At 66.5% G+C, this 15,272-nt stretch carries 13 protein-coding genes; 12 read left to right on the forward strand and 1 reads right to left on the reverse strand.

Translation table 11 applies throughout. From position 1 onward, the window contains the following. Positions 1-239: 239 nt before the first annotated feature. From AWB79_RS22050 to xylB, 4 genes are all read left to right on the forward strand, one after another. Entirely contained in the window at positions 240-884 is a 645-nt protein-coding gene (locus AWB79_RS22050) for an SEN1982 family lipoprotein (RefSeq protein WP_061169568.1), read from the forward strand. Positions 885-911: 27 nt separating this feature from the next. After that, positions 912-1,952 (forward strand): LacI family DNA-binding transcriptional regulator, encoded by a 1,041-nt coding sequence (locus AWB79_RS22055; RefSeq protein ID WP_061169569.1) that lies wholly within the window; start codon positions 912-914, stop codon positions 1,950-1,952. Between the two features lie 117 nt (positions 1,953-2,069). Further along, positions 2,070-3,854, forward strand: coding sequence for an IlvD/Edd family dehydratase (locus tag AWB79_RS22060; RefSeq protein ID WP_061169570.1), 1,785 nt, complete (start codon positions 2,070-2,072; stop codon positions 3,852-3,854). A 10-nt stretch (positions 3,855-3,864) separates the two neighbouring features. Further along, positions 3,865-4,632: a D-xylose 1-dehydrogenase gene (xylB, locus tag AWB79_RS22065; protein WP_061169571.1), complete on the forward strand. Its 768-nt coding sequence runs from the start codon at positions 3,865-3,867 to the stop codon at positions 4,630-4,632. Positions 4,633-4,647: 15 nt separating this feature from the next. Here xylB and AWB79_RS22070 read toward each other — a convergent pair whose 3' ends face one another. After that, the gene (locus AWB79_RS22070; protein ID WP_061169572.1) at positions 4,648-4,980 is read right to left on the reverse strand and encodes a hypothetical protein; all 333 of its coding nucleotides are present in this window, start codon (positions 4,978-4,980) and stop codon (positions 4,648-4,650) included. A gap of 292 nt (positions 4,981-5,272) precedes the next feature. Here AWB79_RS22070 and AWB79_RS22075 point away from each other — a divergent pair, with 292 nt between their 5' ends. The 8 genes from AWB79_RS22075 to AWB79_RS22110 all read left to right on the forward strand — a co-directional run bounded on the left by AWB79_RS22075 (position 5,273) and on the right by AWB79_RS22110 (position 15,224). After that, a complete protein-coding gene (locus AWB79_RS22075; RefSeq protein ID WP_061169696.1) occupies positions 5,273-6,439 on the forward strand; it encodes an MBL fold metallo-hydrolase in 1,167 nt (388 codons plus the stop codon). Between the two features lie 161 nt (positions 6,440-6,600). After that, entirely contained in the window at positions 6,601-8,166 is a 1,566-nt protein-coding gene (locus tag AWB79_RS22080; protein ID WP_374728559.1) for a methyl-accepting chemotaxis protein, read from the forward strand. Between the two features lie 12 nt (positions 8,167-8,178). Continuing rightward, entirely contained in the window at positions 8,179-8,649 is a 471-nt protein-coding gene (locus tag AWB79_RS22085; protein ID WP_061169574.1) for a chemotaxis protein CheW, read from the forward strand. Beyond that, positions 8,646-9,980 (forward strand): CheR family methyltransferase, encoded by a 1,335-nt coding sequence (locus AWB79_RS22090; RefSeq protein WP_061169575.1) that lies wholly within the window; start codon positions 8,646-8,648, stop codon positions 9,978-9,980. The genes AWB79_RS22085 and AWB79_RS22090 overlap by 4 nt, the downstream gene beginning before the upstream one ends. Then, on the forward strand, positions 9,977-10,768 hold the full coding sequence (locus AWB79_RS22095; RefSeq protein WP_061169576.1) for a chemotaxis protein CheW: 792 nt from the start codon (positions 9,977-9,979) through the stop codon (positions 10,766-10,768). Before AWB79_RS22090 ends, AWB79_RS22095 begins: the two co-directional genes overlap by 4 nt. After that, entirely contained in the window at positions 10,765-13,062 is a 2,298-nt protein-coding gene (locus AWB79_RS22100; RefSeq protein WP_061169577.1) for a hybrid sensor histidine kinase/response regulator, read from the forward strand. Before AWB79_RS22095 ends, AWB79_RS22100 begins: the two co-directional genes overlap by 4 nt. Beyond that, entirely contained in the window at positions 13,059-14,054 is a 996-nt protein-coding gene (cheB, locus tag AWB79_RS22105; protein ID WP_061169578.1) for a chemotaxis-specific protein-glutamate methyltransferase CheB, read from the forward strand. The genes AWB79_RS22100 and cheB overlap by 4 nt, the downstream gene beginning before the upstream one ends. Positions 14,055-14,105: 51 nt before the next feature. After that, a complete protein-coding gene (locus tag AWB79_RS22110; RefSeq protein WP_269767990.1) occupies positions 14,106-15,224 on the forward strand; it encodes a diguanylate cyclase in 1,119 nt (372 codons plus the stop codon). The last annotated feature ends 48 nt before the right edge of the window (positions 15,225-15,272 follow it).

A 15,272-nucleotide genomic window follows, 5' to 3' on the forward strand; every position in this document is an offset into this window, starting at 1 on the left:
GACCGTGAAACGACTCCACGCCGATGATAGTGCGGATTCCCGTGTGAAAGTAGGTAATCGTCAGGCTCCTCATGCCGCAAACAAAAACCCCACCCCATAAAGGTGGGGTTTTTGCGTTCGGGCGCCGATTCTGGTCAACAGAGTTCGTTCCGACACCATCCCGCCTTCGAACGCGCAGTTTCTGTCGGTAGAATGGCATCGCAAGGTTGTACCCATGTTGCCGACTTCCCGGAGCGCATATGAGAACGAGCCTGTTGATTGCCGCCGTCAGCGCCGCGCTGCTTGTTGCAGCATGTGGCAAGAAGAACGACGCGAGCGAGTCCCATCTGGGCGACGCCATTTCCGCCGACATGAAGACCAGCCGCGGCCTTCTGTGCCTGAACCGCAGCGGACGCGGCCCGTACGCATTCCCATCGGTCTACAGCAACCGGGATCTCAACGAATACTCATCGTCGGTTTTGCGCGAGCAACTCGCGGCGCTCGAGAAGAGCGGGCTCATCGCGCGGGCGGCCACCACTCCGGCAAACGCCGGTGCGAAACAGAACGGCGTTGCGTATAGCCTGACGGGCGAGGGACAGAAGTACGCCGTCGAGACCGCACGCCCCGCCAACGATCCGAACGCGACCAGCGACCCGCACGCGTGGATGCTTTGTTATGCCCATGTCAAGCTGGACAAGGTCGTCGGCTGGACCGAGCCCGATCCCACCGCGCATCGTTCCGACGTCACCTACACCTACAAGCTCGACAAGGTCGCTCCGTGGGTCGACGACCGCGACATCAAGCGCGCATTCCCCGAAGTGACCGCCGCCGACCGCGAATCCGGCGAAACGAAGCTGCACATGATTCTGGAGCAGCGCGAGGACGGCTGGGTGCGGGTGGACTGAGGCCGCGACTCAATCGACTATCCACGCATGCCTGAGGCTCTCTTCGATCCATCCGCCGGCCCGCCGCGCATGTCCGATGTCGCGCGCCTCGCCGGCGTGTCGAAGATGACCGTGTCGCGCGTGCTCGCCGGTCACAGCGTGGCGCAGGCCACGCGCGAGCGCGTGCAAAAGGCGATCGACGAACTCGGCTATGTTGCCGATGCCGCGGCCGGCGCGCTATCGTCCGGGCGCTCGGAATTCGCCGCCGTGCTCGTGCCGTCGCTGGCCAGTTCCAACTTTTCGGATACGGTGCGGGGCCTTTCGGCATCGCTCGAACCGCACGGATTGCAGTTGCTGATCGGTGACACGGACTATCACCTCGATCGCGAGGAACGGCTCGTGCGCTCGATGCTGCGTCATCAGCCGCGCTGCATCGCGCTGACGGGATCGCGCCACACCGACGCCACACGCACGCTGCTGCGCCGCTCGGGCGTTCCCGTCGTGGAAATGTGGGATTCGCCCGCCGATCCGATCGATGCGGCCGTCGGCTTTTCGAATGTCAGCGCCGCGAAGGAGATGGTTCGCTATCTGGCCAGCAAGGGTTACGAGCGCATCGGCTTTCTGGGCGGCGCGAGCGAACTGGACCGTCGAGGGCTGGATCGACTGAAGGGATTTCGCGCGCAGTTGAAGGCGCTCGGTCTCGATGACGAGCGCATCATTCGCCTGGGCGACTCGCCGATCACGATGAGCCACGGCGGCCCCGCGATGGCCGCGCTGCTCGACACCTGGCCCGACACGCAGGCGGTGATGTGCGTGAGCGACATGTCCGCGTTCGGCGCGATAATGGAATGTCACCGGCGCGGCCTCAAGGTGCCGGACGATATCGCCGTCGCGGGCTTTGGCAATTTCGAGGTCGCCGCGTGCTGCACGCCATCGATCACGACGGTTTCCGTCGATGCATACGGCATCGGCCTGCGCACCGGCGCAACCTTGCTTGCGGCGCTGGAGGCGCGCGAGCAGGACATCGTCAACAGGGCGGGGAAACGCGTGCGCGTGGCCTATTCCGTGGTGCAGCGCGACAGCGCCTGAGCCGGAGCACACCGTCAAACGCGTGCTAACATTGACTGAAATGTTACCGGTAACGCAAATACAGACAATCAGCGTCGGCGACCATGCCGGACGACTGTGAATCACGGAGAGACACCCATGCCCCAACAGAATCCGAAACGCCTGCGCAGTCAGGAATGGTTCGATGACCCGTCGCACGCCGACATGACCGCACTCTACGTCGAGCGCTTCATGAACTATGGCCTGACGCGCGAAGAGCTGCAGTCGGGCCGTCCGATCATCGGCATCGCGCAGACGGGCAGCGATCTTGCGCCATGCAACCGGCATCACATCGAACTGGCCGCGCGCACGAAGGCGGGCATTCGGGACGCCGGCGGCATTCCGATGGAGTTTCCCGTGCATCCGCTCGCGGAGCAGAGCCGCCGCCCGACCGCCGCGCTCGACCGCAATCTCGCGTATCTCGGCCTGGTCGAAATCCTGCACGGTTTTCCGCTCGATGGCGTCGTGCTCACCACCGGCTGCGACAAGACCACGCCCGCCTGTCTGATGGCCGCGGCGACCGTCGACATGCCCGCCATCGTCCTATCGGGCGGACCGATGCTCGACGGCTGGTACGAAGGCAAGCGCGTCGGTTCGGGCACCGTGATCTGGCACGCGCGCAATCTGCTCGCGGCGGGCGAGATCGACTATGAAGGCTTCATGCGGCTGACGACCGCGTCGTCGCCGTCCATCGGCCATTGCAACACGATGGGCACCGCGCTTTCGATGAACAGCATCGCCGAAGCGCTCGGCATGTCGCTGCCGACTTGCGCGAGCATTCCCGCCGCGTATCGCGAGCGCGGACAGATGGCGTACGCCACGGGCAAGCGTATCGTCGACATGGTGCGGGAGGATCTGAAGCCCTCGAAAATCATGACGCGCGACGCGTTCATCAACGCGATCGTGGTGGCGTCGGCGCTCGGCGCTTCGACGAATTGCCCGCCGCATCTGATCGCGATCGCGCGGCACATGGGCATCGAACTGAGTCTCGACGACTGGCAGCGCTACGGCGAGCAAGTGCCGCTCATCGTGAACTGCATGCCCGCGGGCGAATATCTCGGTGAGAGTTTTCATCGCTCGGGCGGCGTGCCCGCCGTCATGCGGCAACTCGACGAAGCGGGTCTCATCCGGCGCGATTGCCTGACGGTGTCGGGTAAAAGCATCGGCGAGATCGCGAGCGAGGCGCCCAGCGCCGATCACGAAGTCATCCGCACGGCGCAGGACCCGCTCAAGCACGGCGCGGGCTTCATGGTGCTGTCGGGCAATTTCTTCGACAGCGCGATCATGAAGATGTCGGTCGTCGGCGATGCATTCAGAAAGACCTATCTCAGCGAGCCGGGCGCTGAGAACACTTTCGAAGCGCGCGCGATCGTCTTCGATGGTCCCGAGGACTATCACGCGCGCATCAACGATCCGTCGCTCGAGATCGACGAGCACTGCATCCTCGTGATTCGCGGCTGTGGCACGGTGGGTTATCCGGGCAGCGCGGAAGTGGTGAACATGGCGCCGCCTGCCGAGATGATCAAGCGCGGCATCGATTCATTGCCGTGCATGGGCGATGGCCGGCAAAGCGGTACGTCGGCGAGCCCGTCGATCCTCAACATGTCGCCGGAAGCGGCGGTGGGCGGCGGCCTCGCGCTATTGCGCACGAACGACCGCGTGCGTGTCGATCTGAATGCGCGCAGCGTGAACGTGCTGCTCGACGAAACCGAACTCGAAAGCCGTCGCGCGCATTCGGCGTTCGCCACGCCGGTCGCGCAGACGCCGTGGCAGGAGCTGTATCGGCAGACGGTCGGGCAGTTGTCGACGGGCGGATGCCTGGAGCCCGCCACGCTGTACCTGAAGGTGATCGACACGCGCGGCAATCCGCGTCATTCACACTGAGCGAGCGGCCATGTCCTACGCCATCTATCCGAGTCTTGCGGAGCAGCGTGTCGTCGTGACGGGCGGCGGCAGCGGCATCGGCGCGGCGATCGTCGAGGCGTTCGCGAAGCAGGGCGCGCGCGTGTATTTCATCGATGTCGCCGAAGCCGATTCGCGGCAACTCGAACAATCGCTCGCGGGCGAACGGCACGCGCCGAAGTTCCTGCGCTGCGATTTGCGCGACATCGCCGCCATCGAACAGACTTTCGCTGCGATCGCCGGCGAGGCCGGTTCCATCGACGTGCTCGTCAACAACGCCGCGAGCGACGACCGGCATCAGTGGGACGACGTGAGCGCCGCGTACTGGGACGAGCGCATGGCGGTCAACCTGCGGCATCAGTTCTTCTGCGCGCAGGCCGCGGCGAAGCATATGCGCGCGACACGGCACGGCGCGATCGTCAACATGGGTTCGATCTCATGGCATCTCGCGCTGCCGGATCTCACGCTCTACATGACGGCGAAGGCCGCGATCGAAGGCCTGACGCGCGGGCTCGCGCGCGAGCTCGGCGCGCACGGCATTCGCGTGAACACGGTGATTCCGGGCGCCGTGCGCACGCCGCGTCAGATGAAGCTGTGGCAATCGCCGGAAAGCGAGGGGCAACTGCTCGCGCAGCAATGCCTGCACGAGCGTATCGACCCTGAACACGTCGCGCGGATGGTGCTGTTCCTCGCCTCCGACGACGCCGCCCGCTGCACCGCGCGCGACTACTATGTCGATGCGGGCTGGTTCGGCACCTGACGCGAGCCAGCGCGTTCAGACCCGCGCGTCGCGCCGGCGCGACGATTTCGGCGTCGGCTTGATCGTCGGCACGGTGCCGCTTTCGATGTAGTGCTGCACGGTATCGGCGGCTTCGTGGTAGTCGCGCTCGTCGAGCCAATGCCAGACCGCGGCGAGAAACAGGCCGAGCCCGCCATGCCCGCAATGGGCAATGACATCGGCAATACCTTCGGCAAGCGCCTCGTCGCGGCCTTCGGGCCGAAATGCGCTCGCTACGTGCGACGCGGCGCGTGACACCAGCATCGCGTGCATCGTATGCAGTTGCGGATTGAACGTGTGTACCGCGAGTCTTGCCGGCGTGCTGCCCATTTGACGCCCCCGTCTCAGATTCCGGCGTGCTGCGCGCTGCGATACGGCATCGATGCCGAAATGCGAGCGCGCGCCGCGCCTTGGTTATTTCGAAAGCGCCGCAGGGGCGCCGGGGAGGGCCGATGCAAGAAGCGGGCCGGAGGCTGTGATTCACCTGCGGAATGGCCGTGTTCGCCTTGTGTGGCTTGGCATGACGCATGCGTGAGAACATCGGCCATAAAAGCGCGCAAAGACGCGAATCCCTGCATTTCGTACAATCGCTTGCCCGTTGCTGCATGCCTTCGATCAAAACATGCGCCTTTCATCTATTTTTTCCGTCGCCGTGATCGTGCGGCCCTTGCACGCCGCGTTATGGGCGCTCGCGGTCCTCGCGGGATGCACGTCGGGTACCCCGGCTCGCAGCGGGGAGCCGGCTTCCGCGCCCGAGGCGCAGCAGCCGCAGCCGCTTCATCACGCGAAGCGCACGGCATCGGGCTTCGAGAACAACTACGGCACGCTGCCGCGCGAATCGTTTCTGAAGTGGCGCTGGGAACGCTTCACGCAGGACTTGCCGAAACCGCCCGCGAACGGCTATGGCTTTCCGATGGCGCATCCCGACGTCACGTGGCTGAAGGCGAACCGCACCGTCGATACGCTCACGTGGGTCGGTCATGCCACCGCGCTGGTGCAGATCAACGGCGTGAATGTCCTCACCGATCCGCAGTTCTCCGAGCGCGCGTCGCCGTTCTCGTTCGTGGGCCCGAAGCGCAAGACGCCGCCGGGCCTCACGCTCGACGAATTGCCGCACATCGACATCGTGCTGATTTCGCACAATCACTACGATCATCTCGACCGCCCGAGCGTCGAAGCGCTCAATCGCCAGGCGGGCGGGCCGCCGCGTTTTCTCGTGCCGCTGGGCATCAAGGAGTGGATGAACGACATTGGCGTGACGAATGTGGAAGAGCTCGACTGGAGCGACGAGACTCACGCGAGCGGCCTCGATATCTGGTTCGTGCCGAGCCAGCACTGGTCCGCGCGCACGCCGTTCGACCGTTCGGAAACGCTGTGGGGCGGCTGGGTCGTGAAGACGCCCGCGGGCGCGGCGCGTCCGTACTCGTTCTGGTTCGCGGGCGACACCGGCTATTCGCGCGATTTCCGCGACATCGGCGCGCACTTCGGCGGCTTCGACCTCGCGCTCATTCCGGTCGGCGCCTACGACCCGCGCTGGTTCATGCACGCGCAGCACGTCGATCCGGAAGAGGCGGTGCGCATCTTCCAGGACGTGCACGCGAAAAGGGCGATCGGCATTCACTGGGGCAGCTTCGAGCTCACCGACGAACCGCTCGACGAGCCGCCGCGCCGTCTCGCCCAGGCCGTGCGCGACGCCGGCCTGCCGGCGGAATCCTTCACCGTGTTGAAACACGGTGAAATGATTGAACTCGCGACGCCGCCCTCAAGCGCGGCCACACTGCGCCGTTAACACGGTCTGGCAGCGCGGCTTTCGCGCGCGCAATTTCATCTGCATTCGAGACGCCCCGACACCGGGCGGGCTCGACTTCATCCTCTGATAGGGCTCAACGCGTGAAGCAACTGTCCATCCGGCATCGCATCCTGGCCAGCTTCGGCATCATTCTCACCCTGATGCTCGTCATGGCGGCCCTGTCATACACCCTGCTCGGCGGCATCGACCGCGAGGCGAAGAGCCTCGAGGACGATTCCATGGTCGGCTTCGCGCTCTCCAACGATATGCGCGCGGCGTGGTTCGAGAACTACACGATCACGCAGCGGCTCGTGTTCATCGACAGCGACGCGGAGCAGATGCGCCGCGACACGCAACGTCTGACCGAAACCCGCGCCACGCTCGACAAGCTGATGGACACCTACGTGCCCACCATCCTCGAAGACGAAGACCGCCGCCTCTACAACGATTTCAAGCGCCAGCGCGAACTCTATGCGCCGGCTCAGGATCAGGCGCTGCGTGAGCTCGCAAGCTCGAAGGACGCGGCCATCGCGACCTTCAACACGCGCCTGACGCCCGTCTGGGAAGCCGGGCAGAGCGCGGCGCGCGCGCTCGTCGACCACAACGAGACGTTCAACTCGAAGTCGGTGGAAAGCATTCGCGGCTCGGTGCAGAAGTCGGAGATCACGCTCGTCGTCATCATGCTCGCGGCGATCGCGGCGGCGGCCGTGCTCGGCTTCATGCTGATGAAGGCGCTGACCGTGCCGATGCTGCGTCTCGTCGACGTGGTCGACAAGATGCGCACCGGCGACCTCACGCAACGGCTGGCGCTCGCGCGCCGCGACGAATTCGGCACGCTGGAGGCAGGCTTCAACCGCATGACGGACGAACTCACCGGCCTCGTCAGCCAGGCGCAGAAATCGGCGGTGCAGGTGACGACGTCGGTCTCCGAGATCGCGGCCACCGCGCGCGAGCAGCAGGCCACCGCGAGCGAGACGGCGGCGACCACGACGGAAATCGGCGCGACGTCGCGGGAGATTTTCGCCACTGCGCGCGACCTCGTGCGCACGATGAACGAAGTGTCGGGCGTGGCCGAGCAATCGGCGTCGCTGGCCGGCACGGGCCAGGCGGGCCTGACGCGCATGGAAGAAACCATGCGCTCCGTCATGGAAGCGGCGGGCTCGGTGAACGGCAAGCTCGCGATCCTGAACGAGAAGGCGGGCAACATCAATCAGGTGGTCGCGACGATCACGAAGGTCGCGGATCAGACCAATCTGTTGTCGCTGAACGCGGCGATCGAAGCAGAAAAGGCCGGCGAGTACGGGCGCGGCTTCGCGGTCGTGGCGACCGAGATTCGCCGACTCGCGGATCAGACGGCGGTCGCCACTTTCGATATCGAGCAGATGGTGAAGGAGATCCAGTCGGCGGTCGCCGCGGGCGTGATGGGCATGGACAAGTTCTCCGAGGAAGTGCGCCGAGGCATGCTCGACGTGCAGCAGGTCGGCGGGCAGCTCTCGCAGATCATCCATCAGGTGCAGACGCTCGCGCCGCGCGTGTCGATGATCAACGAGGGCATGCAGACGCAGGCCACCGGCGCGGACCAGATTTCGCAGGCGCTCTCGCAATTGTCCGAGGCCGCGCAACAGACCGCCGAATCGCTGCGCCAGTCGACGCAGGCGATCGACGATCTCACGCACGTCGCCAACGGTCTGCGCACGGGCGTGTCGCGCTTCAAGGTGGCGGCTTAAGGGCGCGCCGAGATGCTCTTCGTCCAGTTCACGCTCGGCCCCGACCGTTACCTGCTCGACAGCGCGCAGATCGAGCGCATGCTGCCGCTCGCGCCGCTCAAGACGCTGCCGGGCGCGCCCGCATGGGTCGCGGGCGTGCTCGATCATGAAGGCGCGAGCGTGCCCGTGATCGATCTCGCGGGGCTCGCGCTCGCGCGGCCGTCGCAGGAAAGGCTCTCGACGCGGCTCGCGCTGGTCGCGTATCCGCGACGTGGCGACGATGGCGTGACAACGCATCATCGTCTTGGCCTGCTGCTCGAACAGGCGACGCGCACTGTCGCTTTCGATGCCGCCTCGTTCAGCGATGCGGGCATCGACACGCCGCACGCGCGCTATCTCGGTCCGCTCACCCGCGACGAAGCGGGCCTGCTGCAATGGGTGCGCATCGAGCATCTGCTGCCCGACGACGTGCAGGCGCTGCTCTTTGCCGGGAGCCGTGCATGAGCGCGCTGCCGCATTCCTTCGACGACGCGAGTCCCGGCGAGCCATTCGGCATCGGCCGCTTCATCGACCTGTTGCATCGCACGATCGGGCTCGATGCCGAGTCGATCGGCACGAATGCCGTGTCGCGCGCGGTGCGCGAGCGTTACAACCTGTGGCGCGAACGGCACGGCGGCACGCTCGACGATTACCACCGCGACCTCACGCAGGACCCGGCGCGCATGCAGGAGCTGATCGAAGCGGTAGTCGTGCCGGAAACCTGGTTTTTCCGCGATCCCGAAGCGTTCGGCGCACTCGCGCGGCTTGCGCGGGTGCGTCTGCACGAGCGGCCCGGAAAGCCCGTGCGCGTGCTGAGCGCGCCTTGCTCGACGGGCGAGGAAGCGTATTCCATCGCGATGTCGCTGATCGAGGCGGGCATCGCGCCCGAGCGCTTCACGATCGACGCGATCGACGTGAGCGAACGCGCGCTCTCGATAGCGCGGCGCGCGCACTACGGCCGCAACGCGTTTCGCGGGCGCTCGCTCGGCTATCGCGAGCGTCATTTCCGCGTAGCCGATGGCGGCTGGCAGCTCGATCCGGCGATCGCGCAGAGCGTGCGCTTCTCGCAGGCGAATCTGCTGCACCTCGACGCCCACGCATTCGAACGCTTCGATTTCGTCCTGTGCCGCAACGTGCTGATCTACTTCGATCGCGAAACGCAATGCGCGGTGTTGCGCGCGCTCGACGGATTGCTCGCGGAAGGCGGCACGCTGTTCGTGGGTCCGGCGGAGACCGGTCTTCTGATGCGCGAAGGCCTGTGTTCAGCGAACATTCCGCTCGCGTTCGCGTTTCATCGGCCGGAACGCGAGAGCGCGAATGTGTTCAGCGGCGCATGGCCGGGCGCGCCGGTCGTCACGCCTTCGCTGCCGGCGATGCCAGCGCTGAAGAGCGCGTTCGTGTTGCCGGCCTGGGCCAGCGCGCCGCTCGTTCGCACCGCGCCCGTCGCGGCGAAGCCGATTGAAACGATGCCCGCGAAACATGAGCAGACCGGCACGCTCGAACAAGCGCGCGAACTCGCCGACGCCGGCCAGCTAGACGCCGCCGCGAATGCCGCGCGCGCGTTTCTGAACGCGCATCCATCGAACGCGGATGCTTACTATCTGCTGGGCGTGATCGCCGATGCGCGCGGCGAGAAACAGGAATCGCGCGCCCACTACCGGCGCGCGCTCTATCTCGATCCCGCGCATCGCGAGGCGCTTGCGCATCTCGCCGCGTGCCTCACGCTCGACGGCGACGAAGGCGCCGCGCGCCTGCTGCTCGCGCGCGCCGGCCGCGCCACCGGGAGCACGCGATGAACGCCCGCACGCCCGCCACACTCGACGCCTTGCGCGAGACCGTTATCGACGATTGCTGGAATCGCATCGGCATGCGCGGCGATGCCTCGTGCCCGAAGCTCGAACGCCACGTGCATTGCCGCAATTGCCCGGTGCACGATCAGGCGGCCTCGCGCGTGCTCGACCGCGTGGAAGCGCGCACGTCGATCGAGCAGACGGGCGCGGCATTGGCCGGCGTCGCTCGCGGAGACGCTGAAACCGACACGCCCTCGTGCCTCGTGTTCCGCGTCGGCGGCGAATGGCTCGGGCTGCCGACCGCGGTCTGCACGCAGGTCGCGCAACTGCGTCCGGTGCATTCGCTGCCGCATCGGCGTAATCGCGCGGTGCTGGGCGTCGTGAACGTGCGCGGCCGTTTGCTCGTGTGCGCCTCGCTTGCGCGATTGTTCGGCATCGAGGACGGTGGCGCGAAAGCCGCATCGAACAGTCCGGGCAGTCCGGGCAGTCCGGGCAGTCCGAGCAGTCAGGCCATCGACGCGCGTGAGCTCAGTCGCCTGCTGGTGATTCAAAGCACGCAAGGGCAAGGCCGCGATCATCCGGGCAACGGCGACCACGAAGGCCCGATCGCATTTCCCGTCGATGCCGTGGACGGCGTGCATCGCTTCTCGCGCGCGCAACTGCAGCCCGTGCCCGCGACGCTCGCGCAACGTCTGTCGTCGCATGCGCATGCGGTCGCCGCGTTCAAGGACGCGACCGTCGGCCTCCTCGACGCCGAGCGTCTCATCGACAGCCTGAACCGGAGCCTCACATGACGAGCATCGATCCGGGACGGCTTTCGCTCCTCGAACTGTTTCAGGAAGAAGCGCGCGCTCAGGCGCAGATTCTGTCCGATGGCCTGATCGCGCTCGAACGCGCGCCGCGCGATCCGGTCACGCTGGAAGCGAGCATGCGCGCCGCGCATTCCCTGAAGGGCGCCGCGCGCGTGGTCGGCGTTCCGGTGGGCGTGACGCTCGCGCATGTAATGGAGGATTGCTTCGTCGCGGCGCAGGAGGGGCGCGTCGTGCTCGATGCCGGTCATATCGACATGCTGTTGCGTGGCGTCGATCTGATCGTGCAGATTGGCGAGGCGCGCGATATCGACGCGCAAACCACGCTCGAACGCGAAGTCGACGCCTTCGTCGATGCGCTCAATGGGCGTGTCGAAGGCAGGGAAGCGCCGCCGGCTGCGCCCACGCCCACGGCGTCGCCCGACGATGCGTTCGATCTCTCGCGGGAACTCACGCTGGCGGAGCCGCTCGTCGAAGAGCCGGTCGCGGTGGAACCCGCGCCCGCGCCGTCGCGCACGAACGACGCCCGCATGCTGCGCGTGCGCGCCGACACGCTCGACCGCCTGCTGAGCCATTCGGGCGAATCGCTGGTGGAATCGCGCTGGCTGAAGCCGTTCTCGCAATCGATGTTGCGCGTGAAGCGCATTCAGCACGACGCGAGCCGCGCGCTCGAACGCCTGGGCGAAACGCTGACCGAGGCGAACGCCGCGCCGCTCGATGCGCGCGCACACGCCGCGCTCGATGAGGTGCGCCGCCTGACGGCGGAAGCGCATCGTCAGTTGAGCGAGCGTCTCGCGGAACTGGAGAACTACGACCGCCGCTCGACGCATCTCGCGCAGCAGATCTACGACGAGGCGCTCGCATGCCGCATGCGACCCTTCGTCGACGCGACCGGCGGCTTCGCGCGCATGGTGCGTGATGTCGCGCGCGCGCTCGGCAAGGACGTGCGCCTTTCGATCGCGGGCGAGACGACCCAGGTGGACCGCGACATACTCGATATGCTCGATGCGCCGCTCGGTCATCTGTTGCGCAACGCGGTGGATCACGGCATCGAAGATGCGTCGCTGCGCCGCGCGCTGGGCAAGCCGGACACCGGCACGATCACGCTGGAAGCGCGCCATAGCGCGGGCTCCCTGTTCATCAGCGTGTCCGACGACGGCGCGGGCGTCGATCTCGGTGCGCTGCGCCGCGCGGTCGTGCGCAAGAATCTCGCGAGCGAGGAAACCGCGGCGCGCCTGACGGAAAGCGAGCTGCTCGAATTCCTCTTCCTGCCCGGCTTCTCGATGCGCGACGCCGTCACCGATGTCTCGGGCCGCGGCGTCGGTCTCGACGCGGTGCAGGATGTCGTGCGGCAGGTGCGCGGCAGCGTGCGCGTGACGCAGGAAGCGCACGCGGGCACGCGCTTCACCTTGCAGTTGCCGCTCACGCTTTCGGTGATCCGCAGCCTGATCGTCGAGGTGGCGGGCGAGCCTTATGGCTTGCCGCTCGCGCATGTCGTGCGCACGCTGGTGCTGCCCGCGAGCGCTATCGACACGCTCGAGGGCCAGCAGCATTTTTCCTTCGACGGCAAGCGCGTCGGGCTCGTCACCGCGCATCAGATATTGCAGAGTTCCGCGTTCGAACCGCTCAACGATACGCTCAACGTCGTCGTGATCGGGCAGGGCGCGGCGAGCTACGGCATCGTCGTGGACCGCTTCATGGGCGAGCGCATGCTCGTCGTGCAGCCGCTCGACAAGCGGCTCGGCAAGGTCCGCAACATCGCGGCGGGTGCGCTGATGGAAAACGGCGATCCGCTCCTGATCGCCGATCTCGACGACTGGCTGCGCTCGGTGGAGAAGCTCGTCGGCAGCGGCGAACTCGGGCGCGTGGGCGCGAGCGCCGCGCGCGCAAGCGTGGCGAGCGCGAAGCGCGTTCTGGTGGTCGACGATTCGCTCACGGTGCGCGAGCTCGAACGCAAGCTGCTCGCGTCGCGCGGCTACGACGTTTCGGTCGCGGTCGATGGAATGGACGGCTGGAACGCGGTGCGCAGCGCGGACTTCGATCTCGTCATCACGGACATCGACATGCCGCGTCTCGATGGCATCGAGCTGGTCACGCTCATCAAGCGCGATGCGCAACTCTCGAATCTGCCGGTGATGATCGTGTCGTACAAGGATCGCGCGGAAGACCGTCAGCGCGGTCTCGATGCGGGCGCGGACTATTACCTCGCGAAAGGCAGCTTCCACGATCAGGCGCTGCTCGATGCGGTGCGCGATCTCATCGGCGAGGCCAAGTCATGAAGATCGGCATCGTCAACGATGTGCCGCTCGCGGTCGAAGCGCTGCGGCGCGCGCTCGCGGCGCGGCCCGACTTCGAGATCGCCTGGGTGGCGCATGACGGCCAGCAGGCGATCGACTATTGCGCCGCGCACACGCCCGATGTCGTGCTGATGGATCTCGTCATGCCGAACGTCGACGGCGTGCAGGCGTCGCGGACCATCATGGCGCGCTCGCCGTGCGCGATTCTCGTCGTGACCGTGGATATCGGCGCGAACGCGTGGCGCGTGTACGAGGCGATGGGCGCGGGCGCGCTCGATGCCGTCGACACGCCCGCGCTCGCCGGCGCCGATGCGCGTCGCGGCGCGGCGGCGCTGATCGCGAAAATCGATCAGATCGGGGCGCGGCTCGCTTCTTCGAGCGTGACGGCAAGCGTCGCGGGCACATTCAAAAGCAGCGCGCGTCTGGTCGCGATCGGCGCGTCGGCGGGCGGACCGGCCGCGCTCGCGGCGCTGCTCGGCGCGTTGCCACGCGACTTCGCCGCGGCGACGGTCATCGTGCAGCACGTGGACCGCGCGTTCGCCGAAGGCATGGCGCAATGGCTGCATGCGCAATCTGCGCTTCCCGTGCGCGTGGCGCGCGAAGGCGACAAACCGGCGCCGGGCGAAGTGCTGCTCGCCGCGACCAACGATCACCTGCATTTCGTCGATGCCGCGCGCCTGGGCTACACCGCGCATCCCGAGCAACTGCCTTACCGGCCATCCGTCGATGTGTTCTTTCAGAGCGTGACCGAACACTGGACGGGGCGTGCGGTCGGCGTGCTGCTGACGGGCATGGGCCGCGACGGCGCCATCGGCCTGAAGGCGATGCGCGCGAAGGGCTATCACACGATCGCGCAGGACGAAGCGACGAGCGCGGTCTACGGCATGCCGAAGGCCGCGGCCGCGCTCAATGCTGCCGTGTCGATCCTGCCGCTGCCGCGCATCGCGGACGCGATCGTGAACGCCTTCGACTGATATCGCAACAAAAAGAACCAGCCAACAAGTACTCAATAAAAGGATACGTCCATGAAACTTCCTCATCCCGATCCGCTGGCCGAGCGCGCGAAACGGGCCGCGGCGGCAGCGGCGGCGAGCATCGAGCGCGCGGGCTCGCGGGCGATGGCGGACGAGCGCGCCGTGTCCGACTTGCTCGCGGCGGCTCTGAACGCGCCGCCCGCCGCCGAGTTGCCGGTGATGGTGCTGCTCGTGGACGACCAGGCGATCATCGCCGAGGCGCTGCGCCGCGCGCTCGCCGAGGAAGCGAACGTCGATCTGCATTACTGTGCCAATCCGGAAGACGCATTGCGCTGCGCGCAGGAAACGCGGCCCACCGTGATCTTGCAGGACCTCGTGATGCCCGGCGTCGACGGTCTGACGCTCGTGCGCCAGTACCGCGAGCATGCGGCCACGCGCGACATTCCGATCATCGTGCTCTCGACCAAGGAAGAGCCGCGCATCAAGAGCGCGGCTTTCGCGGCGGGCGCGAACGATTACCTCGTGAAGCTGCCGGACACGATCGAGCTGGTCGCGCGCGTGCGCTATCACTCGCGTTCGTATCAGAACCTGTTGCAGCGCGACGAGGCGTATCGCGCGCTGCGTCAGTCGCAGCAGAAACTGCTCGAAACGAACCTCGAACTGCAGCGCATGACGCATTCTGACGGACTCACGGGACTCTCGAACCGCCGCCGTCTCGACGATTATCTGAACGCCGAATGGCGGCGCGCGGTGCGCGATCGCGCGGCCATCGGCTTCCTGATGATCGATGTCGACAACTTCAAGTCGTACAACGATACGTATGGCCACGTCGCCGGCGACGACGTGCTGAAGCTGGTCGCGCATACCATCGAGTCGAGCCTCGGCAGTCCCACCGATCTCGCCGCGCGTTTCGGCGGCGAAGAGTTCGCCGTGGTGCTGCTGTCGTCGTCGGCGCCGGGGCTGCGTTTGCTGGGCGAGAAGATCCGCATCGCGGTGGAGGCGCTGAACGTGCCGCATACGGGCGCCCCGAGCGGGCGCGTGACGATCAGCATCGGCGGCGCGACGCAGGTTGCGATGCACGAGGAGGCGTCGAAGCAGCTCGTGGAAGCGGCGGATCTCGCGCTTTATCGGGCGAAGCGGGACGGAAAGAATCGCGTGATTATCACGTGATGCGTTGCATTATTCGACGCATGCGAAAAACGCGCGGCCTTCGACGAA

The organism is Caballeronia hypogeia, assembly GCF_001544875.2.
GTDB classification, from domain to species: domain Bacteria; phylum Pseudomonadota; class Gammaproteobacteria; order Burkholderiales; family Burkholderiaceae; genus Caballeronia; species Caballeronia hypogeia.